19 protein-coding genes and 2 riboswitches are annotated in these 24,967 nt (G+C 69.7%); of the genes, 14 read left to right on the top strand and 5 right to left on the bottom strand.

The features are described from left to right. The first annotated feature begins 14 nt into the window (after window positions 1–14). Genes AB0M24_RS02075 through AB0M24_RS02085 form a run of 3 tightly spaced genes read left to right on the top strand, consistent with a single transcriptional unit; the run spans window position 15 to window position 3,490 of the window. Window positions 15–2,561 carry a hypothetical protein gene (locus tag AB0M24_RS02075; protein WP_363759619.1) on the top strand — a complete coding sequence of 849 codons (2,547 nt, stop codon included), beginning with the start codon at window positions 15–17 and terminating at the stop codon, window positions 2,559–2,561. A gap of 7 nt (window positions 2,562–2,568) precedes the next feature. Beyond that, entirely contained in the window at window positions 2,569–2,943 is a 375-nt protein-coding gene (locus AB0M24_RS02080; RefSeq protein ID WP_363759622.1) for a hypothetical protein, read from the top strand. Window positions 2,944–2,953: 10 nt separating this feature from the next. Continuing rightward, window positions 2,954–3,490, top strand: coding sequence for a hypothetical protein (locus AB0M24_RS02085; protein ID WP_363759625.1), 537 nt, complete (start codon window positions 2,954–2,956; stop codon window positions 3,488–3,490). Here the strand turns inward: AB0M24_RS02085 and AB0M24_RS02090 are convergent. Then, window positions 3,429–3,872 (bottom strand): hypothetical protein, encoded by a 444-nt coding sequence (locus AB0M24_RS02090; protein ID WP_363759628.1) that lies wholly within the window; start codon window positions 3,870–3,872, stop codon window positions 3,429–3,431. The genes AB0M24_RS02085 and AB0M24_RS02090 overlap by 62 nt on opposite strands. A gap of 190 nt (window positions 3,873–4,062) precedes the next feature. Between AB0M24_RS02090 and AB0M24_RS02095 the strand changes: the two genes are divergently transcribed. Further along, window positions 4,063–7,407 (top strand): diguanylate cyclase, encoded by a 3,345-nt coding sequence (locus AB0M24_RS02095; RefSeq protein ID WP_363759631.1) that lies wholly within the window; start codon window positions 4,063–4,065, stop codon window positions 7,405–7,407. 17 nt (window positions 7,408–7,424) lie between these two features. Continuing rightward, window positions 7,425–8,639: an MFS transporter gene (locus AB0M24_RS02100; protein WP_363759634.1), complete on the top strand. Its 1,215-nt coding sequence runs from the start codon at window positions 7,425–7,427 to the stop codon at window positions 8,637–8,639. A 248-nt stretch (window positions 8,640–8,887) separates the two neighbouring features. Here AB0M24_RS02100 and AB0M24_RS02105 read toward each other — a convergent pair whose 3' ends face one another. Then, entirely contained in the window at window positions 8,888–9,886 is a 999-nt protein-coding gene (locus AB0M24_RS02105) for a prenyltransferase/squalene oxidase repeat-containing protein (protein ID WP_363759637.1), read from the bottom strand. 32 nt (window positions 9,887–9,918) lie between these two features. Then, window positions 9,919–10,041, bottom strand: a riboswitch (cobalamin riboswitch). Between the two features lie 74 nt (window positions 10,042–10,115). Further along, window positions 10,116–10,245, top strand: a riboswitch (cobalamin riboswitch). 83 nt (window positions 10,246–10,328) lie between these two features. Here AB0M24_RS02105 and AB0M24_RS02110 point away from each other — a divergent pair. The 7 genes from AB0M24_RS02110 to AB0M24_RS02140 all read left to right on the top strand — a co-directional run bounded on the left by AB0M24_RS02110 (window position 10,329) and on the right by AB0M24_RS02140 (window position 19,088). After that, window positions 10,329–12,680: a hypothetical protein gene (locus AB0M24_RS02110; protein WP_363759640.1), complete on the top strand. Its 2,352-nt coding sequence runs from the start codon at window positions 10,329–10,331 to the stop codon at window positions 12,678–12,680. Further along, window positions 12,680–13,240 carry a flagellar hook-length control protein FliK gene (locus tag AB0M24_RS02115; protein WP_363759643.1) on the top strand — a complete coding sequence of 187 codons (561 nt, stop codon included), beginning with the start codon at window positions 12,680–12,682 and terminating at the stop codon, window positions 13,238–13,240. The genes AB0M24_RS02110 and AB0M24_RS02115 overlap by 1 nt, the downstream gene beginning before the upstream one ends. Further along, complete coding sequence (locus AB0M24_RS02120; RefSeq protein ID WP_363759646.1) at window positions 13,237–14,097, top strand: ABC transporter substrate-binding protein; 861 nt, start codon at window positions 13,237–13,239, stop codon at window positions 14,095–14,097. Before AB0M24_RS02115 ends, AB0M24_RS02120 begins: the two co-directional genes overlap by 4 nt. Continuing rightward, window positions 14,094–15,203: an energy-coupling factor transporter transmembrane component T gene (locus tag AB0M24_RS02125; protein WP_363759649.1), complete on the top strand. Its 1,110-nt coding sequence runs from the start codon at window positions 14,094–14,096 to the stop codon at window positions 15,201–15,203. The genes AB0M24_RS02120 and AB0M24_RS02125 overlap by 4 nt, the downstream gene beginning before the upstream one ends. Beyond that, window positions 15,200–16,795, top strand: a complete 1,596-nt coding sequence (locus AB0M24_RS02130) for an ATP-binding cassette domain-containing protein (RefSeq protein WP_363759652.1) — start codon at window positions 15,200–15,202, stop codon at window positions 16,793–16,795. The genes AB0M24_RS02125 and AB0M24_RS02130 overlap by 4 nt, the downstream gene beginning before the upstream one ends. Further along, window positions 16,792–17,607, top strand: a complete 816-nt coding sequence (locus AB0M24_RS02135; protein ID WP_363759655.1) for an ECF transporter S component — start codon at window positions 16,792–16,794, stop codon at window positions 17,605–17,607. The genes AB0M24_RS02130 and AB0M24_RS02135 overlap by 4 nt, the downstream gene beginning before the upstream one ends. Window positions 17,608–17,690: 83 nt before the next feature. Then, window positions 17,691–19,088 carry a hypothetical protein gene (locus tag AB0M24_RS02140; protein WP_363759658.1) on the top strand — a complete coding sequence of 466 codons (1,398 nt, stop codon included), beginning with the start codon at window positions 17,691–17,693 and terminating at the stop codon, window positions 19,086–19,088. Here the strand turns inward: AB0M24_RS02140 and AB0M24_RS02145 are convergent. From AB0M24_RS02145 to AB0M24_RS02155, 3 genes are all read right to left on the bottom strand, one after another. After that, window positions 19,081–20,781 (bottom strand): FAD-dependent monooxygenase, encoded by a 1,701-nt coding sequence (locus AB0M24_RS02145; RefSeq protein ID WP_363759661.1) that lies wholly within the window; start codon window positions 20,779–20,781, stop codon window positions 19,081–19,083. The two genes, AB0M24_RS02140 and AB0M24_RS02145, sit on opposite strands and share 8 nt — an antisense overlap. Continuing rightward, window positions 20,774–21,847, bottom strand: coding sequence for a methyltransferase (locus tag AB0M24_RS02150; protein WP_363759664.1), 1,074 nt, complete (start codon window positions 21,845–21,847; stop codon window positions 20,774–20,776). Before AB0M24_RS02150 ends, AB0M24_RS02145 begins: the two co-directional genes overlap by 8 nt. Before the next feature lie 103 nt (window positions 21,848–21,950). After that, window positions 21,951–23,495, bottom strand: a complete 1,545-nt coding sequence (locus tag AB0M24_RS02155; protein ID WP_363759667.1) for a Na+/H+ antiporter — start codon at window positions 23,493–23,495, stop codon at window positions 21,951–21,953. Between the two features lie 147 nt (window positions 23,496–23,642). On the opposite strand from AB0M24_RS02155, the gene AB0M24_RS02160 reads away from it, so the two are divergent. Together AB0M24_RS02160 and AB0M24_RS02165 are read left to right on the top strand one after the other, a co-directional pair. Then, a complete protein-coding gene (locus tag AB0M24_RS02160; protein WP_363759670.1) occupies window positions 23,643–24,020 on the top strand; it encodes an ester cyclase in 378 nt (125 codons plus the stop codon). Further along, entirely contained in the window at window positions 24,020–24,967 is a 948-nt protein-coding gene (locus AB0M24_RS02165) for an NADP-dependent oxidoreductase (protein WP_363759673.1), read from the top strand. Before AB0M24_RS02160 ends, AB0M24_RS02165 begins: the two co-directional genes overlap by 1 nt.

Genomic DNA, 24,967 nt, shown 5'->3' on the forward strand with positions numbered 1-24,967 from the left:
GCAGGGGGTGGTGCATGCGCGGCAACAACCGGGTGCTGTGGGTGGTGATCATCGCCAACGTGCTCACGGCGGTCGTCGCCGTCATGACGAACCTCGCCACCGAGGTCGTGCCCGAGTCGTGGCGTCCCCACCTGTGGATCGCGTGGCCGGTTCTCGGCGTGCTGGTGGTGGGCGGCATTCCGTTGGCGATCAAGCTCTACGGTGGCAACGGCCCCCAGCAGCCGGTGACAGGGGAGCGGGCCGCGTTCAGCAGGCGGGCCATGCTCGCCCGCCTGCGAACCGTGTGGATCGAAGGCGTGCTCGACAGGTCGCTCTACCGGCGCACGCTGATCGACCTCGACCTGGCCGAGCGCCCGGACCTGCTCAAGCGGTCGTGGGACGTCCTCGTCGAGCACGGCACCGAGGCCGCCCGGCAGCTCGACAGGGACACCGCGCTGGTGGACGTCGTCGACCGCCACCGCGGACTGCTCGTGCTCGGTGCTCCCGGCGCGGGCAAGACGACGATGCTGCTCACGTTCCTCGAAGACCTGCTCGACGAGGCGAGCCGGGACGACGTCGCGCCCATCCCCGTGGTCTTCCAGCTGTCGTCCTGGCCCGCGAGCGGCAAACCCCTCGCGGAGTGGTTCGTGCAGGAGCTCACCGGACCCCTTTACGGGGTGCCAGAAGACTTGGCCGAGGACTGGATTCGCAACGACCGCGTGCTGCCGTTGCTCGACGGCCTCGACGAAGTGGCGCTCAGCCACCGGCTTGCGTGCGCGCGAGCCGTCGACGACTTCCACCGCGGGCACCAGATCCTGCCGCTGATCGTGTCCAGCCGGATCGCCGACTACGACGCGCTCGGCCTGCGGCTGTCCCTCGACACCGCACTGCTCATCCAGCCGCTGACGCGTCCGCAGACCGAGGACTACCTCGACCGGTTCGGCGAACCGCTCGCCGGGCTGCGGGAGGCGTTGCGCGGTGAGCCGTCTTTGTGGGAGCTGTTGCGAACGCCGTTCCTGCTCAGCGTGGCGGTGCGGGCGTACCACGGGTTGCCGGCGGGCGACGTGGCGACGGAAGGCACGCTGGAGCAACGTCAGGCCGAGCTGATCACGGCCTTCGTCGACCGAGCCGTCACCCGGCGCAAGACCGGTCCGAAGATCGAGACGCCGGACGCCGTGCGGATGCTCGCCTACGTGGCCCGAGCGTTGGGGCACCAACTGGAGACGTACTACTTCATCGAGTCCGTCAGCACGAACTGGCTCGCCAAGTGGTCGCGCCGGTTGGTGGTGGCGGTGACGGCCCTGCCTGCAGCTCTCCTCGCTGGTGGCTCGATCGGGCTGCCGATGGGACTGTTCTTCGGCTGGCCGATCGGGCTCGGGTTCGGCGTGCTTGGCTGGGGCGTCGTGGGTTATGGGCTGCTGACCGTGGACGAGGTCGAGTTGAAGTACTCCCGGTTCAGGACCCGCCGCGGCCAGCTGGCCAATGAGCTGGAGGACGTGCAGGTCTTGGGCCCGCTGATGATCGGACTGCTCGGCGTGGCCTGCGGCGTGTTGGGCCTGGTGGGTGGGGTCGTCCTCGGCGTGGTGCGGTTGGTGATGGCCGACCAAAGGTTCCTCGGCGCTGTGTTCTACGGCGGTCTCATCGGCCTGGTCGGTGGTGCGTTGTCAGGCTTCATGGTGGCTGTGGCGATGGTGAGTGAGGGTACCTTCTCCGGGGACAGCAACAGCCTGCGCGATCGGCCGTCCGGGTGGGGAATCAGGGACGCGGTGTCGATGTGCGCCGTGTACGCGCTGCTGGCCGGGGTGCCGGTGGCGGGGGTGCTCGGCTTCTTCTACGGGCCGATCGGACTTGTCACCGGTGTGGTCATCGGATTCGGCGTCGGATACGGGCACTCCGGGCGCGGCGTCGTCGCCTACTGGTTGAGCAGGCTGTTGCTGGCCCGTGCAGGTGTGATGCCCGCCCGCCTGGTGCGGTTCCTCGACTTTGCTGTGGACCGCACGCTCATGCTCAAGGTCGGTGGCGGCTACATGTTCACCCACCGGCTGTTGCTCGAGCACTTCGCCGAACTGGAACCGCCTGGTGTCAGGGGAGGTTATGTCCATGGCGGGCTGCGGGCGGTCGACTTGCGGCCCCACGTCCTTCTGGAACGTGCTTATGCGGAGGCGCAGCAGGAGGCCGGTTCCATCACGCGTCTGTTGTCGTACACCGGTTCCGTCTTGCCCGCCGACGTGTGGGCGCCCGCCGCGCTGAAGATCGCCGAGGTGCTGGAGAGCAGGGTGCAGCCCGCTGCGGAGAGGATGACGGACCAGGCCAACAGTCTGCGGATCCCTCAGGTGCTTGCCGTCATAGCGGTCTACAGCATGCTGGTCGGTTCCGAACACGAGCAGCTATCCGCTGTAGCGGCTGTCCGGCTAGGGGAGTGGGTCAAGCGGGAAATGGCATCCGACCCGCGAATCCATACGGTGGCGCTCGTGTCGGCAAAGTTGGAGGCGATCAAGGCATTGGAAGCCGTGGTGGCGTCTGGCAACGGGCAGGTGACGGCTGACGCCGCGACCGTCCTGGCTGACCTCAAGGAACTATAGGTGGACTGTGTCGTCGAGCCCGGTGCTGGTCACCAAACTGCGTCCTCCGGTGCCACGGCCGGGCCTCGTCGTAAGGCCTCGGCTGACCGAGGTGCTGGACGCCGGTCGCGCGCTGACTCTCGTGTCCGCGCCAGCCGGCTTCGGCAAGACGACGTTGCTCGCTGCCTGGCTGGCCGACAAAACCGGAGTCGCGTGGGTGTCGCTGGACGAGCGCGACAACGATCCGGAACGGTTCCTCGCGCACGTCGCCGCATCGCTTCGCCTGGCGGATCCGACGCTGGACCTTCCAGCAGAGCAGGTGATGGCCGCGCTGGTGAACGGTGTCGCTCTGTCCGAAGTGGACCTGGTGCTCGCGCTCGACGACTACCACGTGATCACCTAGGAAGCGAACCATGGTCACCCCGGACAGGCTGACCAGAGGCGCGGCCGTGTCGGCCGTCGCGTCCGGTGCGCTGTTCATCCTCGTCCAGCTCATCCACCCAGAAGAGGTGGTCTCCGAGGTGACCGGTCCTCTGTGGACTGTCACGCACCACCTGACGATGCTGATGGCCGTCCTGGGTGCGATCGGGGTGGCCGGTCTCTACCTTCGTCAGATCGGGGAAACCGGGCTGCTGGGCCTGATCGGTTGCATTCTTCTCGAATTCTTCTTCGGTGTGACCCTTTGCTACACGTTCGTCGAGACGTTCGTCCTGCCCGCGCTGGCCGAGAAGGCACCCGAGTTCGTGACGAGCCTGCTGGTGCTGCCCGGCGGCGGCGAACCCGTTGTGGACGTCGGGCCGGTGGCTCTCGTCGCACCGGCGTCGTTCGTGCTCTACCTGGCAGGCGGGCTGCTGCTGGGGCTCGGCATCTCGCTGTGGCGGACCGGAGTCAGACCACTGCCTCGAACTTCCAGAGAGCAGCCTGCCCTGCCCGGCACGCCGCCAGGCTGACGTGTTCGTTGTCCGCCCCGGAGGAGTCCAGGCAGAGGCCGCTCTGGGTGTGCCGGACGTACTTGTTGACGGTGGAGCTGCTCGTCCAGCTGGTGAGGGCGGACGTGGTCGAGTACGTCCGCACCGACGTGCCGTCGCTGCCCAGGTAGCGACGGACCGCCAGGTTCTTGAACCTTCCGCTGACGATCTCCCACCGCTGGTTCGAGTTGCCGGTGACGCAGTTGCGGGTGTAGACGGTGCCGCTGTCGGTGCCGTGCAGGCAAAGGCCCGTGACCGCGTGCCTGACGCGGAAGACCGTCTCGGCTGCCGAGGGGACCCCGGTTCCCACCCCGGCGGCCATCAGCAACGCTGTCGTGAACGTGACGACACCTTTGACGTTCATCGTTGGTCCCCCTCGGACTCACCCCGGTTGCGGGTGGGGATGATCCCACCTGCGCGGCCATAGCCGATCGGCATGGCCGAGTTGACGAATGCGGCGGTTGGTTGTGGTACTCGTTGGGTACCGTCCAACAGCCGCTTCGGTTACGGTACGCGGCTTACGAAAGTGGTTGTCCAACCTCTAACGGAGCGTCGTGACCGAACCTCCCGATCTCGACCGCGGTGTGCTCCGCACGCTGCTGACCGACGTGGTCACCGGTGCGCTCGCGCGTGGGGGTCTGAACGGCTGCCTCGACGGCGCGATCGCCAGGGCGCGGCTCATCGGCGGTTGTTGCTCGGTGTTCGTGTTCGACGTCGACCACTTCAAGACCGTCAACGACGCGTACGGGCACGCGCGCGGTGATGTCGTGCTGCGGTCGATCGTCGAGCGGGCCAAGGGCGTGGCGCGCGACGCCGACGTGGTGGTGCGTTACGGCGGGGACGAGTTCGTGCTGGTGCTGCCGGAGACGGGCGCGGTGGAGGCGCTGCAGGTCGCGACGCGGCTGGTGGACGCCATCGGCACCAAGCCGTTCCCGGGAAACCCGCCGCTGTCGGTGTCGATCAGCCTCGGACTGGCCACCTACCCGGACGACGCGCCCGACCGGCAGTCGTTGATCGAGCTCGCCGACCGTCGAAACTACCTGGCCAAGCGCCGCGGGCGGGGCCGCGCGGTGGGCGACGACCTGCAGGCGAGCGGGCGCCGGTCGTCCGAGAGGTTGCTGGAGCGCGACGCGGCACTGGCGGTGGTGCGCGACTTCCTCGTGCGGCTGGACGCGTCCGGACGCGGCGCGCTGAGGGTTGCCGGCGAGCGCGGCGCTGGGCACAGCAGGTTCCTGGCCGAGGTCGGCAAGCTGGCGGGGCTGCGCGGGTTCGACGTGGTCGACGGCGCCGTGACACCGGACGGGCTCGGCGAGCGGGTGCTGGTGCTCGTCGACACCGACGCCGACCTCGCGGACGTGGGCCGGCGAGTGCGGCGGCTGGCCGGCTCCGGTGGCGCGCGGGTCGTGGGCCTGGTCCAGGCGATGCACGATCCCGCCGGGCCGGTGCCGCAGGTGCTGCCGCTGCTCGACACCGCGGTGCTGGCGCCGTTGTCCGAGTCGGCGCTGCACGTGTGGCTGCGCACGACGTTGCACGGTGAGCCGACGAGGGAACTGGTGCACTGGCTGGCTCGGCGCAGTGGCGGTTTCATCGCACAGGCCGAGCGCGGGCTGACGCAACTCGCCGCTCGTGGCGACCTGGAGCAGGGCGGCAACGGCGACTGGGGCGTCTCCGAGGAGGCGGTGGCCCGTGCCGACAACGCCCGGCGACGGTTGCCGGCCGCGGTCAGCAGCTTGGTGGGCCGCGCGCGGGACGTGACGCGGCTGGCCGACCTCCTCTCCGAACGGCGGCTGGTGACGCTGACGGGCGCCGGCGGCATCGGCAAGACCCGGCTCGCGGTCGCCGTCGCGGGAGCAGTGGCGGACGAGTTCGCGGACGGCGCGGTGTTCGTGTCGCTCGCCGAGGCCACCACGACGGAGATGGTGGTGTCCGCCGTCGCCGCGGTGCTGGAGGTGCCGGAGGGCACGAACGAGCCGCTGACCGACGCGGTGATCAAGGCGCTGAGCGAGCTCGAGCTGCTGCTGGTGCTGGACAACTTCGAGCACGTGCTGAGCGCTGGCTCGTTCGTGGCCGCGCTGCTGGCGGCGGCGCCGGGCGTGCGCGTGCTGACCACGAGCCGGCAGCGGTTGCGGCTGTCCGGCGAACAGGTCTACCCGGTCCCGCCGCTGCCGGTGCCCGATCTGGACCGCCTGCCGTCCCGTCCGGAGGAGACCGACGAGGCGCTGGCGTCCTGGCCCGCACTCGCGCTGTTCGTGTCCAGGGCGACCGAGGCCGTGTACGGGCTGACCTTGTCCGCGGACGACCTTCGTGCCGCGGCCGAGGTGTGCATCCGGCTGGACGGCCTGCCGCTGGCCATCGAGCTCACGGCGGCGAACTGCGACGTCCTGTCGCCGCCCCAGATCCTCGCCCAGTTGAACGAACGGTCCGAGTTGCCCGCGGTCGGGCCGCAGGACCTGCCGGCGCGGCAACAGACCCTGCGCGCCACCATCGACTGGAGCTTCGCGCTGCTCGACGCCGACGACCAGGAGTTGCTGACCCGCCTGGCGGTGTTCGCCGGTGGCTGCACGGCCGACGCCGTCGCCGCGATCTGCCTTCCTTCGGAGATCAGCGACGAGAGTCTCACCAAGCGGCTGACCGGGTTGGTCGACCGCAACCTCCTCGGCGCGCGGCAGACCGAGGACGGGCTCCGGTACACGATGCTGGAGACCATCCGGGCCTACGCGGGCGAGAAGCTGGCCGACGACGAGGTGACCGCGCGCCACACCGCGTACTTCGCCGAGTTCGCCGAACGCGCGGACCGCGGCCTGGGCGGCCACGACGGAGCGGCCTGGTACGCGCGGGTCAGCCACGAGTACCTCAACCTGCGCGCGGCGCACACCCAGGCCATGACGGGCAGGGACCCGCTCACCGCCGCCCGGATCGTCCTCGGCGTCAACCGGTTCTGGCAGAAGGGCTGGCACATCCGCGAGGGCCGTGAATGGCACCGCCGCCTGCTCGCGGACGCGCCTGGCCTGCCAGAGGGTGTCCTCGGCAGGGTGATGGACTCCGCGGCGTTCCTCGCGATCAAGCAGGACGACCAGGAGACCGCGCTGACGCTGGGCTCCGAGAGCCTGCTGATCGGCCGCCGGATCGGCGACCACGACCTGGTGGCCCAGGCGCTCAACATCGTCGGCCTGGTCGCCCGGCAGAGCGGTGACCTGGACCAGGCCCGCGCGTGCTTCGGCGAGTGCGTCGAGATCGAGCAGGCGCACGGAAAACGCGCCAACGTGCTGGCCGCGGCGCGCGGCAACCTGTCGATCATCGCTCGCTTCGAGGGCGACCTGCACACCGCGCGCGACCTGATGCGGCACAACATCGAGGCGGACCGCGTGGTCGGCAACCTCCGCACGTTGTCACTGGACCTCGTCGGTCTCGGCGACGTGTGCGTGGACCTCGGCGACGCCGCGGCCGCTCGCCCGCTGCTAGTCGAAGCCGTCGAGATCAGCAGGCGGATCGGCGACATGGGCGGCGAGGCGTACGGCTTCCACATCCTCGGCCGGCTCACCAGGCTGGAAGGCGACCCGGTCGAGGCCTACCGCCTCTACACCTCGGCCATCCACTTCCACCACGGGTTCGGCGACCGGTTCGCGGTCCTCTACACCCTCAGCTCGCTCGTCGACCTGCTCAGCACGGTGGACCCGGCGTCGGCCGCCAGGATGCTCGGCGCCGTCGAGGTGATCCGCGAGCAGGACGGCCTGCCGATGACGAAACATCAGCGCGCCGTGCGGGACGGCACCCTGGTCCGGATCCGCAGCACGCTGACCGATGCCGAGGTGGACGCCGCGATGGCCGCCGGAACCGCGATGGATCTCGACGCTCTGGTGGCCCTCGCCTTCGAAGTGGACCCGGCCTCGTTCGCCTAGACACTTAGGCTGCCGGAGTGGAGACCGACTTCAGCCGTTATCTGACGGCACGGGTGCTGTCGGTGACGGGCGCGGTGGTGGCGGCCGTCGCGATGCCGGTTCTCGTCTACCAGCTCACCGGGTCCGCGGGCTGGACGTCGGCGGTCACGGTGGCGGAAGCGTTGCCGTACCTGGTGTTCGGGCTGCTGGCCGGAGCGCTCGCGGATCGCCTGGATCGCCGGAAGATGATGGTGGCGCTGGACTTCACGGTCGCCGCCGTGCTGCTCAGCATCCCGCTGGCGTGGCTCGCGGGTGCGCTCACCGCTCCGCACGTCGTCGCGGTGGCGTTCGCTACGCAGACGGCGTTCGTGTTCTTCGACGCCGCGAACTTCGGTGCTTTGCCTGCCCTGGTGGGCAAAGAACGGCTCACTGCCGCCTACTCGACCCTCTACGGCCGCACGACCGTGGTGGAACTGGTCGTTCCCGGACTCACAGGTCTGTTGGTAGCGGTTGTCGCACCGGCGGCTCTGATGGCGGTGAACGCGCTGACGGCGGTCGGTTCGGCGGTGTTGTTGCGCGGTATCGCCGGCAGCATGGCGAACCCGCGTCCGGTGCAGGGGGCCGGTGAGATCGTCACCGATGTGCGGGAAGGGCTGCGGTTCCTGTGGCAGCAGCCGATCGTCCGCACGCTCACTTTGATCGGCGCGCTGCACTCGGTCGCGACGGGTGCCTGGATGGCGGTGCTGGTGCCGTTCGCCGACCGCGTGCTCGGGGTGGCGCCGAGCGGGGACGTGCGGCTGGCGGCCGTGTTCACCTGCTGGGGTGTGGGCGCGATCATCGCCAGCCGAGTGCTGCCGCGGCTGACCGAGCGCTGGGGTGGTGCGCGGCTGGCACTGGCCGCGTTGCCGTTGTCCTTGCTGGGCGGTGTGTTCGTGCTCGTGAGCGGACATTGGCTGATCACGTGCGTGGCGGTGGTGTACTGGGGCGCCGCGAACTCCACGGTGGTCATCAACGGGATCACCTACCGCCAGCAGGTGTGCCCGGAGGACATGCAGTCGCGGGTGAACACCACGGCCAGGATGGTGGCGTGGGGTCTCGGGCAGCCGCTCGGCGCGGCACTCGCCGGGGCCGTGGCGGTGGCGGCGGGTGATCCGCGGGCGGGACTCGCGGCCGGGGTGGTGGCGTTGCTCGTGGGTGTGCTGCTGGCTTGGGTGACGCCAGTCCTGCGGCATGCTTCGCTGCACGCGGGCTGATCGAGGTGGCGCCGGTCGTGCGGCGTGCTTCGCAGCACGCCGCTTGACCGTGGTGACACCGGTCTTGCGGCGTGCTTCGCAGCATGCCGCTTGATCGTGGTGGCGCCGGTCTTGCGGCGTGCTTCGCAGCATGCCGCCTGACCGAAGCGCCGCCAGTCGTGCGGCGTGCTTCCCGGCATGCCGCCTGACTGAGGTGGCGCCGGTCGTGCGGCGTGCCTCCCAGCACGCCGCCTGACCGAACCCCCGCGTCAGCAGGCGAGCGTCGGAGCGGCCGGGTTGCCGCCGCCGTCGAGGTTCGCGAGCTTGACCCCGGTGAGGCCGAGAATCGCCTGCGCCGTTGCGCGAGGCGCGGTGTTCGGGTTGAAACCCGTTGCGTCGTAAGCGATCGCGCCCCGATCCGCTGCTGCACCCGAACAGCCGACGGCGAGCGACTTGAGGAACTGCCGAGCCTTCACCGTGGCCGCCGGGCGGTGGCCTGCCAGGGCTTCCGCGGCCAGGCCGGTGCTGTTGGCGTTGGACGCGTTGGTGCCGACGGAGAATCCGCCGTCGGTGTTCTGCTGCGAGGCCAGCCACGTGGTGCCCTCGGCGGCATTCGCGTTGTCACCGTTGGCGCGCAACGCCTGCACGACCATCGCGGTCGAGTCGACGTCGCTCACGCACGGCGTCTGCCCGAAGTTCAGCGGGAAACCGCCGTCGGGGCACTGGGTTCCGGCGAGGAACGACACGGACGACGCCGGTGCACCGCCGGAAGTCCGGTCCAGCGCCAGAAGTGCGAGCGACTGCGTGAAGGCGTTGGAGAAGTCACCGAAGTCCGAACGGTCGGAGAACCGGCCGGACGGCGCGAGCAGACCCCGCAGACCGGCTTCCAGGTTCACGCCGCCGAACGAGGCGCCGTTCTTGTGCCGCACCTGAGCGGCGAGCAGGAGCTTGGCGTGCGCGCCGGCGTACGCCTCGGTGCCGGAACCGACGTAGCCGGTGGTGATCTCCGGCTTGGCCAGCCAGGTGATCGCCTTCTCGGCGTTGGTGTCCGAGGAGCGGGCGGCGGCGAACGCGAAGATCGCGTCGATCGTCAGGCCCTGGTCGGGGAACTTCTGGCCGCCGAAGTCGGCCTCGAACCGCTCGCCGTCGACGAGCTGGCGGGCGAGCCAGCCCGATGCCGCGTCGGCCTTGTCGGTGGTCGCGGCTACCGCTGGAGCGGCCGTGGCCACGCTGAGAGCCACGACAGCGGCGAACACAAGACGTCTCATGAAAACCCTTTCCCGCACTTCCACGACAGGAGTTGGTGAACACCGCGCGGTGCGGGTGACCGGGCTCGCCCCGAGGGGCACACCGTTGCGGGACAGCGCCGGATTCCCACCGGCTTCCCCCACGTCCGCGCTGAACGTCGATCAGGTTCTCATGGTGCGCGAGCCGGTGTTGCCGATACCGTGAAGCGGCGGTGTGACGCTCGCCTCCGGTTTGCGGGTGTTAACCTCCGCCGGGCAAGGACAACTCAACACCTCCGCTCGTGATGGGGAAGCCGGTCGAACTCCGGCACTGTCGCGCAACCGTGGGCCGCTCCCAGAAGCGGCGAGTCGGAATACCGGTCGAGCGGAGCAGAACAAGTCCAACCGCTGTCGCGAGAAGCAGGGGTGGCCTCCGGAGCTTCACGCGCCAGGCCCCTCCTTCATGCAGCTGGGGAGGGGGAGCATGAACCGGCGCAGGTCCTCGGCCGTGCTGGCGTTGGTCGCCGGTGCGGGCCTCGTCGCCGCACTGGCCGGCGGTGCCGCTGCGGCCGAACACCAGTCCGCACACGCCAGCTCTGTCTGGCTCTCCCGTCAGCTGCGCCCCGACGGCACGCTGGAGAACCCGCTCGGCGGCCTCCCGGACCACGGCCTGATGATCGACGTGATCTTCGCGCTGCACGCGTCCGGTGACGGTGCGCTGGCCAAGCCCGTCGTCGACTTCCTCGACGACCAGGGCCACGCCACCGACTACTACACGTGGGACGGGCTGGCTCCCGGCCAGGGCTACGACCAGATCATCGTCGGTGGCGCGGTCGCGAAGACGTTGCTGGCAGCCCAGGTCGCAGGCCGTGATCCGCGCGACTTCGACGGCCACGACCTGGTCGCCGAGGTCAAGGGCGCGATCCGCCGGTCCGGCGTCGACGCCGGCCGCGTCTCCGACTACTCGAAGAACCCCGAGTGGTCCGACATGGTGCCCAACAACGCCAACATGTTCGGCCAGGCTCTCGCGGTGATCGGCCTCGCGGTGGCGGGGGAGAACGACCAGCTCGCCATCGACAAGATGGTGACGCAGCAGTGTTCCGAGGGCTACTTCAGGGCTTTCTTCGGTCAGGTGGAAGGACCTGATGGACCGCGGGTCTCCTCGTGCGACGAGGGCAAGGCAGCGGGCGCGTCGTCCCCGGACGGTGACACGTCAGGCCTCGCGCTGTCGGCGATGCTCGCGGCTCGCAAGGCCGGTGCGCCCGGCCTCGACGCGACCATCGCGAAAACCGTGGCGTGGTTGAAGGCCAACCAGACCGCGGGTGGTGGCTGGGGCGGTGGTGTAGGTACCGAGGCGCCGAACACCAACAGCACGGGCTTGATCACGCAGGCACTCGCCGACGCGGGCGGAGCGGGCACCGAGGTGGCCAGGGGTGCCGCGTTCCTGAAGTCCGCACAGGCCAAAGAATCCGACGCGGGCAACGCGCTCGCGAGTCACCTCGGCGCCATCGCCTACAACCCGGCCGCCTACGAGGCGGCACGCACGGGCGGAATCGCCGGCATCGACACGTGGATCAGGGCGAGCGCACAGGCTTCGCTCGGGTTGTCGCAGGTGGGTTTCTACGCCCTCGCCAAAGGCACTGTGCCTGAGCCGATCACGACCACCACGCATCCCACGACCAGGACTGAGACCCCAACGGTCAAGGCACCCGCGCAGAAGCCCGTGGTGCGCCAGCCCGTCCCGGCGCCGCAGAAGGTCCAGCCCGGTCCGAAAACCCCTGCCGCCCGGCTCGGCGCGTACCTGGCGGGCAAGCTGGTGCGGGGCGACCACGTCGAGGTCACCGAGAACGACAAGACCTACGTCGACTACGACGCGACCGCGGACCTGGTGCTCGCGTTGCGCGCGTTGGAGGAGCAACCGGACGCCGTGAAGAAGGCCTCGGAGTTCCTGCTGACAACGGACTCCGTCAACGCCTACGCCCACGGCGCCGGTCAGGAAACCGGTGCGGCCGCCTACGCCGAACCGCTGGCGAAGCTCGTGATCATCGCCCAGTTCCAGAAGTCCGGTCGGGCGGACGAGTTGCGCGCAGACCTGGTCGAACTGCGAGGTGCGGACGGGTTGTTCGCCGACACCGGCACGTACGCGGACTCCGAGGACACGGTCCGCCGTCACACGTGGGCGGTGCTGGCCACCGTCGGCGATCCAGGCCAGGCGATCGAGGCGCTCGCCGTACGTCAGTGCAGGGACGGGCTGTTCCCCGAGCGCATGGACGCGACCGGGTGCGAAACCGGTGATCTCGCTGCGACCGCTGCCGCCGTGACCGCGTTGAACAGCAAGCCTTTCACGGAGGACGCGCCGACCGGCCGCACTCCGGCCGACTGGTCGGACAAGCGCGCGACGGCGTTCGTGAAGGCCATCACCCTGCTCAGCACGAAGCCGAACGGCAAGGGCGTGGTCGAGGACGAAGGTGGCGCGCCGTCGATCGCGGTCAGCGCCTCGCTCGCCGGTGCCCGCCAGGCCGCCGGACTGGACGCGAGCGGCACGGCGAAGACCCTCGGCAGTCTGCTGCAGGACGACGGTGGCCTGACCGACTTCGGCACGAGTCTTGCTGCGGCACAAGGCATCGCGGGCCGCTCGTGGGTCAGCGCGGACGGCTCGCCGGTCTCGCCGGTGGTGCGCCTCCCGCTGACAGACGCCGAGCCCGTTCCCGCACCCGTCGCCCAGGCGGCTGCGTGGCGACCGCCGCTCTGGTCCTACTTCACGCTCGGCGGCGCACTGCTGCTCGCCGGGCTCGTTCTGCTGGTTCGTCGTCGATTTCTCCAGGGGGTCAAGTGATGAAAAGAGTTCTCGCCGCCGCGATCGTCCTCACCGGACTGGTCGCCGCACCCGCACCGGCGAGTGCGGCGGGCTATGACGGCATCTGCACCGGATCGGACGCGCTCACCGGCACGACGATCGTCGTCGACTTCCAGGAGCTCGACGGCAACGGCGGGGTGGCCGCGCCGACGATCACCCGGTGCTCGCCCAACGCCAGCCCCGGCACCGCCCGCACCGGCATCAAGGCGTTGCAGGACGCGGGAATCCCGGTCGCCGGCACGACCCGCTGGGGTCTCGGGTTCGTCTGCCGTCTCAACGGCCGCCCGTCCGCGACCGAGACCATCCCGGTCACCGGCAACCCCACCTACAAGGAGGCGTGCTTCAACACCCCGCCCGCCTCCGCCTACTGGGGTTACTGGCACGCCGACGGTTCCGGTTCGTCCTGGACCTACAGCAGCCAGGGCGCGTTGAACCGCAACGTGATCCCCGGTGGTTTCGAGGGCTGGTCGTTCTCGCTGAACAAGACCGCGACCACGAACCCGCCGCCCCGCGTGACGCCCAAGAACCCAGCCCTGTGAGGACTCTCGCCATCGCCGGCGCCGTGACCCTGCTCCTGGGCACTGCGCCGGCCGCGCGGGCGATCGACCACAGCAAGGGATATCCCGGTTTCTGCAAGGACGACAAGGGCGTCACCGTCGTCGTCGACTTCCAGCAGCTGGGTGGCGACGCGATCGTGCGGTGCAACCCGCAGACCACCGCGGGCAGCGGCCTCGACGCGATCAAGGGCGCCGGCTTCCAGATCGCGGGCGTGCAGCGGTGGGGCGAGGGGTTCGTCTGCCGCATCGAGAACAAGCCCGGCGCCGCGGACGAGCGGTGCATCGACACGCCTCCCGCCCAGGCCTACTGGTCGTACTGGCACGCCGCGAACAACTGCGCGTGGGACTACAGCCAGTGGGGCGTGAAGAACCGCCGGTTCATCCCCGGCGGCTTCGAGGGCTGGTCGTTCTCCTTGAACGCCACGGCGAACTCGAATCCGGTTCCTCGCATCGCCGCCGTTCGTCCCGGCACGGAGAACACGCCGTGCACCGCGGTCGAGGAGCAGAAACCGGTCACCGACAACCCCGGCGAGGTGCAGCGGCCGGTTCAAGACACACCACCGGAAGCCGGGCACCAGGCGACGGAGACGCCTCAACCGGGTGCGCCGACCGGGGCGCTGCCGCCGCCGAAACCGCGGGCCAGCGCGAGTCCGAAGGCGAAGGATCCGACTGGCAACATCGCGTTCAGCGGCGGGGAGAACGCCGAGGACGTGAACGCGGTCGTCAAACGGACGTCCGGGGCGAGCGACTACGCGCCCTGGGCCGCGGGAGGCGCCGTCCTGGTGCTGGCGGTCGCCGGGTTCTTCGTGGCACGCCGCAGGAAACGGGCCGACGGGTGACGTCGTACTTCCTGCCGCGCGACCTGCACCCGGCCGCCTGGTGGGTGTGGTCGCTCGGCCTGTCCGTGGCCGCGACCCGCACCACGAACCCCTGGCTGCTGCTCACGATCGTCGCGGTGGCCGGGTTCGTGGTGGTGTCACGCCGTTCTGAGGCACCGTGGGCGCTGGCGTTCCGGCTCTACCTGGCCCTGGGCGCGATGATCGTGGTGATCCGGGTGGGCTTCCGGTTCGTGTTCGGCGGCGCCGAGGGGACGACGATTCTCCTGAGCCTGCCGGAGATCCCGCTGCCGGCGTGGGCGGCGGGCATCCGGCTGTTCGGGGACGTGTCCGCGGAGTCGTTGCTGAGCGGCCTCTACGACGGGCTCCGGCTGGCGACCATGGTGATCTGCCTGGGTGCGGCCAACGCGCTGGCGAACCCGAAGCGGCTGCTCAAAGCCATGCCACCGGCGCTCTACGAGGTGGGCACGGCCGTGATCGTCGCCCTGTCGGTGTTCCCGCAGCTGGCCGAGAGCGTGCTGCGCGTGAGGCGTGCCCGCAAACTTCGTGGTGGCTCGGGAAAACGCCTACAGGTGATCCACTCGATCATGATCCCGATCCTCGAGGACGCGCTGTCCCGTTCGCTGCAGCTCGCGGCGTCGATGGACTCCCGCGGCTACGGCCGGGCGGGTCTGGTCGAGGCCCGGCACCGGCTGCTGACCGGTACCTTGATGATCATCGGCCTGATCGGCGCCTGTGTCGGCATCTACGCCACGCTGGACGGCTCGACCCCGCGCTACCTGGCCGCGCCCGTCCTGTCGGCGGGCCTGGTGATCGGTCTCATCGGCTTCCGCCTGGCAGGCAGGCGGGTCCAGCGCACGCGGTATCGCGCGGACCGCTGGCATCTGCCGGAACTCGTCGTGGCCGCCAGCGGGATCGGGGTCGCGGTGGTGTTGTTCATGACGTCGCTCGTGGACCCGGCGAACCTCAACCCGTCGCTGATCGAGTTGTCCTGGCCGCTGCTGTCGTGGGAGCCGCTCGCGGGCGTGCTGATCGGCGTGCTGCCCGCGTTCCTGACTCCAGCTCCCGAACCCCCTTTCGCAACACTGGAAGAAGTGGCCGCCGCATGATCGAACTCGACCACGTCAGCTTCTGGTACGCGGGCCGGGTCGACCCGGTGCTGCGCGACATCACGCTGTCCATCGGCGAGGGCGAGCTCGTGCTGTTCGCCGGGCAGACCGGCGCGGGCAAGTCGACGTTGCTGGGCACGATCAACGGCCTCGTCCCGCACTTCACCGGTGGCCACCTCGAAGGCGACGTCTCGGTGGCAGGCGTGTCGACTCGGTCGCGGCCGCCGCGCGAGTTCGCCCACCTGGTCGGCGTGGTCGGCCAGGACCCGCTGGCGGGCTTCGTCACGGACACCGTCGAGGACGAGCTCGCCTACGGCATGGAACAGCTCGGGCTCGCGCCCCAGGTCATGCGCCGCCGCGTCGAGGAGACCCTGGACCTGCTGGGCATCGCCGCGCTCCGCCGCCGCGCGTTGCGCACGTTGTCGGGCGGTCAGCAACAACGAGTCGCGATCGGTTCCGTCCTGACCACGCACCCGAAAGTGCTGGTGCTGGACGAACCCACGTCCGCGCTGGACCCGACCGCCGCCGAGGACGTGCTGGCCACGCTGGCCCGCCTGGTGGAGGACCTCGGCACCACCGTGCTGATGGCCGAGCACCGGATGGAACGCGTGATCCCGTTCGCCGACCGCATGATCTACGTGTCGGGCAGCGGGGGAGTGGTCGACGGCACGCCTCCGGAAGTGCTGCGGGACATGCCGATCGCACCGCCGATCGTCCAACTGGGACGGTTGGCGGGCTGGGACCCGTTGCCGATGTCGGTCCGGGACGCCCGCCGCCGCACGTCGTCGCTCACGCTGGGCCGCCCGTTGACCAGGACCCCGACCGCGGGCGAGAGCCTGCTGACCGCCTCGGGGGTAGTGGTCCGTTACGGACCCAAGGTCGCCGTGCGCGAAGTGGACCTCGAACTACGCGCCGGCGAGGTGCTGGCCATGATGGGCCGCAACGGTTCCGGCAAGTCGTCGCTGCTCTGGGCGGTGCAGGGCTCCGGCCCTCGCCAGGGCGGCACCGTCCGCGTGGGGGACGCGGACCCGAAGTCGTTGAGCAGCACCGAAGGCCGCAAGCTCGTCGGCATGGTGCCGCAGACCGCGAGCGACCTGCTGTACCTGCAGACCGTCGCGGCCGAGTGCGCCGCGGCCGATGCCGAGTCCGGTGCCTCGCCAGGGTCGTGCCGCGGCCTGCTCGACCGTCTGGCCCCCGGTATCGACCCGGCCGCACACCCGCGCGACCTGTCCGAAGGCCAGCGCCTGGCCCTGGTGCTCGCGGTCCAGCTCTCCGCCGCCCCGCGCATCATGCTGCTGGACGAACCGACCCGAGGCCTCGACTACACCGCGAAAGCCGCCCTCGCCCAGATGATCAGCGGCTTGACCAGCGAGGGACGGGCGGTCGTCGTCGCGACGCACGACGTCGAGTTCGTCGCCACCATCGCCCACCGCGTCGTGGTCATGGCGGAAGGCGAGGTCGTCTCGGACGGCCCGACCGCCGAGGTCCTGGGCGGCTCACCCGCGTTCGCCACCCAGGTGGCCAAGATCCTCGGCGAACCCTGGCTCACCGTCGACGACGTCCGCGCGGCCCTGCCCCAGGAGGTGCGGTGAGCACGTCGGCCGTCAAGATCGGCAAGCGCTCGGCGGTCGTCCTGACGCTGGCCTCGATCGCCGGCCTGATGATGTTCGTCTGGCCCCTGCTCGTCCGCGTCGACCCCCAGTCGATGCAGCACGGCCCGGACGCGCCGTTCGTGTTCATCGGCATCCTGCCCATCCTGATCGTCATCGTCCTGGCCGAACTGTCCGAAGGAGGCATGGACTCCAAGGCGCTGGCGATGCTGGGCGTCCTCTCGGCGGTGAACGCGGCGCTGCGGCCGTTGGGCGCGGGAACTGCGGGCATCGAGACCGTGTTCTTCCTGCTGATCCTGGCGGGCCGGGTGTTCGGGCCCGGCTTCGGCTACGTCCTCGGCTGCACCTCGCTGTTCGCCTCGGCCCTCCTGACCGCGGGCGTCGGTCCGTGGCTGCCGTTCCAGATGATGTGCTCGGCCTGGATCGGCATGGGCGCGGGCCTCCTGCCCAGGCGCGTCACCGGCAAGGCCGAGATCGCCATGCTGATCGGCTACGGCATCGTCGTGGCGTACCTGTTCGGGTTCCTGATGAACCTGTGGTTCTGGCCGTTCGTCACCGACGTCGAGGTGCCGTACCACGACGGCCACATCTCTTACGTGCCAGGTGATTCCGTGCTGGGCAACCTGCACCGGTTCGCCATCTTCACCCTGCTGACCTCGACGGCGGGCTGGGACACGGGCCGAGCCGTCACGAACGCCATCGCCATCCTGGTGATCGGCCCGGCCGTGCTCGCGACGCTGCGCCGCGCCTCCCGCAAGGCCTCCTACGGCACCCTCCCGACGTTCTCCGGCTGAGCCCGTTCGGGCAACGATCTCTGCACCGGAGGACGCGCACGGTTCGCTTGTCCGCGTCTGATCCCGACGGGTTTGCTCTTCCCATGGGTAGCGCACGCGAGCACGGCGAAACAGCGCGCGCGGCGGACACGTCGCCTCAACGGGCCGCCGCGACGCCGGCGACCCTGGGCGGACTGCAGCGTCTCGCGGGCAATCGCGCCGTCGACGCCCTGCTGACGGGCGCGGCGAAGGCGCCGGGCACGGGGTTCGTGGTGCAGCGCTCCGAGGAGAACGGCGTCGTGCTCGGCAAGATCCAGGGTCTGGCGATGTACGACCTGTTGCCCCGGCTGGCCAAGCTCGACGAGGCGGTGCTCCGCGACGAGGAGGCCGGCCGGGCGGTCGGGGGACCCAGGCTCGTGCTCGCGATGCAGACCGTGCGCGCCAAGATGCAGCGGGACCTGGAGTTCCTCATCCGGGAGAAGAAGCGGGTCGAGACCCTTCCCCGGGATCAGATCGCGGACGTCGTCAACTTCCTGTGGGGTCCGAACGTCGGCACGAGCACCGCGCTCGTCAACACGGAACTGGAGATGGAGCCGATCATCGCGTCACCGGACAGCGTCCAGCTTCCCGGTGAGCCGCCGCACGGCCACGACGGCGGCATCATCATGGACGACGAGTCAGGTCCGCAAGGCATCAGCGACTTCGAGGAAGACCTGCCGGCGAACCGCGGCCGCATCAGTGGCGTCGTGCTGGACCCGGAGACCAAGGAGATCATCGGGTACCGGACGTTCCACGCCGAAGGCATCTCCCGGCTCGTCGACCGCGAGGGGAACTTCGTCGTGGACGCCGGTGCCGCGGTCGGCGTCGAATCCGAAGGGCTCGGTCCGCTGGACTACGTGCCGACACCGGGCGGCGCCGCCAAGGGTGCCGCCGGTGTCGGCGCGAAACTGATCGTCAAGGGCGCGCTGAAGAAGGGCGCGGCCAAGGGCACCAAGGTGACGCTCGGCCTCATCCTGAAGATGAAGGCCGTCGCCAAGAACGTCGCCAAGAAGGCGATCTCGCCCAACGCGGAGGGCAAGGCCTTCATCAAGGCGGTGAACGCCGGGGACCGAGTCAGCCGCACGTTGTCCTGCGAGGCGGCCGAGACCCTCGTGAAGAAGTTCGACAAGGGCCAGCCGGTCATGGCCGCCGCACTGAACAGACGGCGCGTCATCGGGCCGTTCGAGTCCTTCGCGGTGTTCACCAGAGGGCACGGTGGCAAGTACCAGGCTCACCACATCATCGAGCAGGCCGTGCTCAAGCATCTCGGGCACGACCTGCAGAAGGCCCCGTCGATCATTCTGTCGTCCGCTCAGCACACGAAGATCTCCGCCGTTCTGGCCGATACGATCGTCAAGGACGAACTGGAGCACATGACCAAGCAGCAGATCCTCGCCCGGTACCGGAAGGCCTACAAGGGCATGCCTGACTGGATCGCCGAAGTGGAGCTGTACCTCAAGTAGAACCGAGCACCGCGTTCAGCGCCGCGCTGAGCGCGACCTTCGGGTCGGGCACGGCGTCCTGGCACCGCCACGCCACCACGCGGTCCGGCCGCACCAGCACCGCGCCACCCGCCGACGTGCCCCGCACCGCTGCCCAGGTCGAGCGCGGATCGAGGTAGTCGCCACCGATCCGCACGACGTCCAGCCCGGCCTCACGGGCCGCGTCGCTCCAGACGTCGTTCTCGCCCACGATCAGCAGCCACCGCCCCGGACGCACCAGCGCTCCGATCGCCACCCGTCCACCTCGCGTGTCTTCGAGCCACGCATGCGGTAGGGGCGCGCCAGGCCGGGTGCTCGGCCGGTACACGCGGACCGGATCGGGGTTGTTCGGCTCCGGGGTTCCGTCCGGTAACACGGCGGCCGACGTGTAGGAGTAGCCGTACTCCAGGTTGAGCGCGTCGAACTCCGACGACTGCGCGGCGAACACCTGCCGCACGGCGTCGCGCAACTCCTCGTCCTCCGGGAGTCCGCTCGACAACCGTTGCAGTGCAAGCATGTTGGCGACCGGATCGCTCTGCGGGCCCATGCCGAGCGTCTGCACGATCAGCAGGTGGCCGATCGCGTTCTGCACCGACTGGTGGACGCTCGCGGCCGCGACCCGTTTGCGTTCGTCCTCGTAGGTGTCCAGCAGGCCCGCGCCCGCGGTGCCGTTCAAGACAGCCGCCAGCTTCCAGGCGAGGTTGCCCGCGTCCTGCACCGCCAGGTTCAAACCCAGGCCACCGGTCGGGGGAAGCCGGTGCGCCGCGTCGCCGAGCAGGAACACCCGGCCGTCGCGGAAGCGTTCCGCCACCGAGCCACCAACCGTCCAGCGCATGATCCGGTGCACCGCCGGCGGATCGTCCAGTTCGAGCACCGAGCACAGCTCGCGCAGCGCCGCGTCGTCGTCGAGCGGGCTGTCCGGGGTTTCGTTGAGGTGCAGCACCCACTCGGTCGACCGGGTGCCCCACTTGTGCGGGCCGAGCGGCAGCAGGCTCACGCCCACGCCGGTTTCCGGACGCAGCAACCACCGCATCAGCACTTCGTCGTCCGAGAGCACCCCGGAGAGGTCGGCGCCGAAGTGCACGCTGACCATCCGCGCGATCTCCTCGACGCCCTCGACGGGAATGCCGAGCGCGGGACCGATGGTGCGCCCGCCGTCGCACGCCAGCACGTAGTCCGCAGTGACCACATAGGACTCCGAGCCGTCGTGCACCTCGACGACTGCCTCGTCCTCGTTGTTGAAGATCGCGTTCACCCGATGCCCGAACCGGATCCGGTCAGGCGAAACCTTGCCCAGCAACAGTTCCTCGAGCTGGTGCTGCGGCAGGTTCGCCGTCCGGCAGGCGCTGGCCGCCGCCCACGCGGGATTGGCGCCACCCGCACCCCACAGCTCCCGCACACCGAGGCGCTGCCCGCCGACCCCGCTGTACCAGCCGACGTGCGTCATGTTCCCGGCCGGCGTCCCCAGCCGGTAGACGTCGTCCGCGACGCCGATGTCGCTGAGGATCTCCATGCTGCGCTGGTTGACGACGTGGGCGCGAGGCAGCAGGGAAGGGGAGTCGCGCGCGGTGACCACGAGGAACTCGACCCCGAGCCGGTCGAGCAGGACGGCCGCGGTCAGCCCGGCCGCACCCGCGCCGACGACGAGCACGGGAACACGCTGCGACTCAGACACCGCCGGTCCCCTCGCTCCCGATCACCCTGTGCCCGGTCCCTTTGCGCCCGATCACCGCACCGGTCGCTCCGGCGGCCTCGAACCGCACGACCTCCAGATCCACGAACCCGGCCTCGGCGAGCCAGGTCCGGTACTCCTGGTCGGAGTAGTTCTCCCCACCGTGGTGCGCGATCAGCATGTTGAGCCCCATCAACGCGGCCGGAGCGGGCCCCGACCGATCCGCGTCGAGCAGCAGCTCGCAGACGAACACCGCACCACCCGGTTCCAGTGCGTCGTAGCACTTCTTCAGCAGCGCGCGGCCGTTCTCCTCGTCCAGCACGTGCAACACCTGGCTGAGGATCATCGCGTCGTACCCGGACGGCAGCCGCTCGTCCTTCGTGAAGTCACCGGCCTGCGCGCCGACCACACCGGCGAGCCCGGCGGCGGCCGCCTTCTCTTCGACGATCGGGCACACGTGCGGCAGCTCGTAGACGGTCCCGGTCAGTCCGGGCACCCGGCGGCACAGCTCGATCGGGATGCCGCCCGACCCGCCGCCGACGTCGAGCACCCGCTGATGCGCGCTGAAGTCGTAGGCCTCCGAAAGCGCCAGTCCGGTGAATCCGGCCAGCGCGTGCATGGCCTCCCAGAAATACCGGATCATGAAGTCGTCCTCTGATCCGAACACGGTGTCGCCGTCCGGTGGCGCGAGCACCGGAGTGTTCGCCCGCAGTGCACCCACCAGGTGTTCCCAACCCTGGTACAGCGCATGGCTGTAGAACTGCACGAAGCCGCCGAAGAAGTACGGCTTGTCGTTCACCAGAAACTCTTCGGCCACCGCCGAATTGCGATAGAACTCGCCTTTCTTCTCCAGCAGCTTCAACGACACGAGTGCGGGCAACAGCAGTCGCGTGGGACGTTCCTGCAGGTCGACCAGCTGCGCGAACTCGGGCAGCGTGACCTCGCGCCCGCCGGCCAGCTTGGTGAAGACGTCGAGCTCGACCGCGGCGGCGAACGTCTTGAAGCTCATGAAACCAGTTGTCAGTTCGAGCAGTGGGTGCTGGGTGACCTGTTGTCGTGTGATAGCCATTGTTCGAACGTAACGCGGCTGAATCCCCGAAAATGCCTAGGGTTCATAAGTCAAGAATGCATTCTGAAATGAGTGCGCATTCTCGGTGATGTCGACGGCCAGGCTATTCGCGGGACAGCGCGGCCTCCTCCAGGTCCAGCTCGCGCAGCACGCGGAAGAGCACCTCGTCGTCGATCTCCTTCCGGTCCCGCGCCCTGACGAACTCCTCGCGCTCGGCCTTCACCATCGCTCGGCGCAGCCTCCGGTAGACGGCCGCCGGGCTCTCCGCGTCGTCCTGCCGCCCGAGCCGTTCCCACGCCGCGTTGCCCCGGTGTTCGGCGAGCGCGCGCAGTTGTGCGCGCACGTGCTCGGGGATCTCGTCCAGCTCCTGGTCCAGCCGGTCGACCGCCGCCTGGGCGGCCCGGTGCTGAACCTGCGCCTCGGCCAGGGCGTCCTTCCGTGCGTCGTCGCCCTCGAAGCCGATCTTGCTGATCACCCGCGGGAGAGTGGTGCCCTGCAACAGCAGGGTGACGATGGTGACCACGAAGGCGCAGAAGACGATGACGTCGCGTCCTGGCACGGCTTCCGGGATCGCGGCCGCGGCGGCGAGCGTCACCACGCCGCGCATGCCCGCCCAGGCGATGACCGTGAGCTGGCCGTTGTGCGGAGGGCGTTCGCGTTCCCGCAGGCGCCGGGACAGGCGGTACGGAATCCACGCGGCCGGATACATCCAGACGAACCTGGCGGCGACCGCGGCGAGCAGAACGGCAGTGGCGCCGAGAACAAGCCCGAGATCGACGAAACCGATGATCGACGGGAGTTGCAGGCCGATCAGCGCGAAGACGAACGACTCGAGCAGCACGTCCACCGAACGCCAGACGGCGGCGTCCTGCAGTCGCGTGGTGACGGAGCCGCGCGGTGCGTGGTAGCCGAGGTAGAGGCCCGCCACGACGACGGCGAGCACGCCCGAGACGTGCGCGACCTCTTCCGCGAGGAGGTAGGCGCCGAACGGCACGAGCAGCCCGAGTGCGCTCTCCAGCGCGCCCTCGCGGAAGCTCGAACGCAGGAATCTGACCACCACCCCGACTGCCAGGCCGATGGCGATGCCGCCGACCGTCACGAGGACGAACATCGCCACGCCCCGGAGCGGGTGCATCGCGGTGCCCACGGCCGCGGCGATGGCGACCTTGTACGCGGTGAGCGCGGTGGCGTCGTTGATCAGGCTCTCGCCGACCAGCAACGTCATCGCCCTGCGCTGCAGACCCAGTCTGCGTCCGATGGCGACGGCCGCGACGGCGTCCGGTGGGGCCACCACCGCGCCGAGGACGAGGGCGGCGGCCAGTGGGAGGTCCGGGAAGACGAGCTTGGCCGTGGCACCGACCACGAGTGTCGTGAACAGGACCAGTCCCACCGCCAGAAACCCGATCGGCTGCAGGTTCGTGCGGATGTTGAGGTACGAGCTGTCCAGCGCGGCGCTGTAGAGCAGCGGCGGCAGGACGAGGATGAGGATCAGGTGCGGGTCGAGCTCGAACGCCGGCACGCCCGGCAGGAACGAGACCGCGAGTCCGGCGGCCACCAGGACCAACGGCGCGGGCCAGCCCCGCCGGCGGGCGAGGGACGTGACGACCAGCGCCCCGGTCAGCAGCACCAGAAGTTCAGGCCCCTGCACGCGTGCTCCTCCTCGATCGGATGCGGCGACCCTGCCGGACGGAATCGAGGAGCGCGTACGTCAAATGACTGTCGAGTTGGAACGGTCCGTCGAAGCTCAGTCATTCGACGCATGCGGCTGTGCGAGGGCGGGATCGACAATCCCGCCATGAGCCTGGAACAGAACAAGCAGATCGTCATCGAGTTCTACCAAACCGCGATGGACGGCGACCCGGAGAAGGCCGCCGCCGCACACATGGGCGCGAAGTACGTCCAGCACAACCCCGGTGCCGCCGACGGCCCGGAGGCCTTCATCGGGTTCATGCGGTTCGTGCGGGGACGTTTCCCGAACCTGCGCCTGAACATCAAGCGCGTCATCGCCGAGGGCGACCTCGTCGTCGTGCACTCGCACCTGGATCTCGAGCCCGGCAACCCCGGCCAGGCGCTGGCGGACATCTTCCGGGTGGAGGGCGACAAGGTCGTCGAGCACTGGGACGTCATCCAGGCTGTGCCCGCGGACTCCGCCAACCCGCACGGCATGTTCTGATGACGGACAGCATGCTGGCCCTGAGCCAGGACGAGTTCGGCGGACCCGAGGTGCTGAGGCTCACCTCGCTTCCGGTCCCACGACCGAGCGTCGGCGAGATCCTGATCCGCGTGCGCGCGGCGAGCGTGAACCCGGTCGACGTGTACAACCGGGAGCGCGGCGTGCTGATCGGTCAGCTGCCCTTCGTGCTCGGCTGGGACGTGTCCGGCACGGTGGCGGCCGTCGGTCCGGGCGTGACGATCCACGCGCCGGGCGACGAGGTCTTCGGCCTGCTGCCGTTCCCGCGCGGCCACGGTGCCTACGCGCAGTTCGCCGTCGGTCCGGCACGAGCCTTCGTGCCGAAACCGGACCGTCTCACGCACGTCGAGGCGGCCGCGCTCCCGCTGGCCGGGTTGACCGCCTGGCAGGCACTGGTCGAGACCGCCGGGCTCGGTGCCGGAAGCCGTGTGCTGATCACCGGCGCCGCGGGCGGTGTCGGGCATCTGGCGGTGCAGATCGCCAAAGCACGGGGTGCGCACGTGATCGCGCAGGTGTCGCCGGACAACGCGGAGTTCGTGCGGTCGCTGGGAGCCGACGAGCTGATCGACTACACGACGACGCCGGACTTCACGGCCGTCGCGGGTGATCTCGACATCGTGCTGGAGGCGGTCGGATCCTATGCGGCACAAGCTGTTGCGGCGCTCAAACCGGGTGGAGTGCTGGTGGCGACGTTGGCCCAGAGCCTGGCGCCGGTCGCGGAGGACGCTGCCCGGCAAGGCGTTCGCGCGGTGTCGCTGCTCGTGGAGTCGGACCGGCTGGGCATGACCGCGCTCGCTCAGCTGGTCGAAGACGGCCTGCTCACGCCAACCGTGGCCGCCACCTATCCGCTCGGTCAGGCGGGCCTCGCCCAGTCCACGAAATCGGGCCCGGGCAAGACAGTTCTCGTCATCGACAAGGAGCTCGCCTGA

Origin of the sequence: Lentzea sp. NPDC051838, from assembly GCF_040681245.1 — a bacterium.
GTDB lineage: Bacteria > Actinomycetota > Actinomycetes > Mycobacteriales > Pseudonocardiaceae > Lentzea.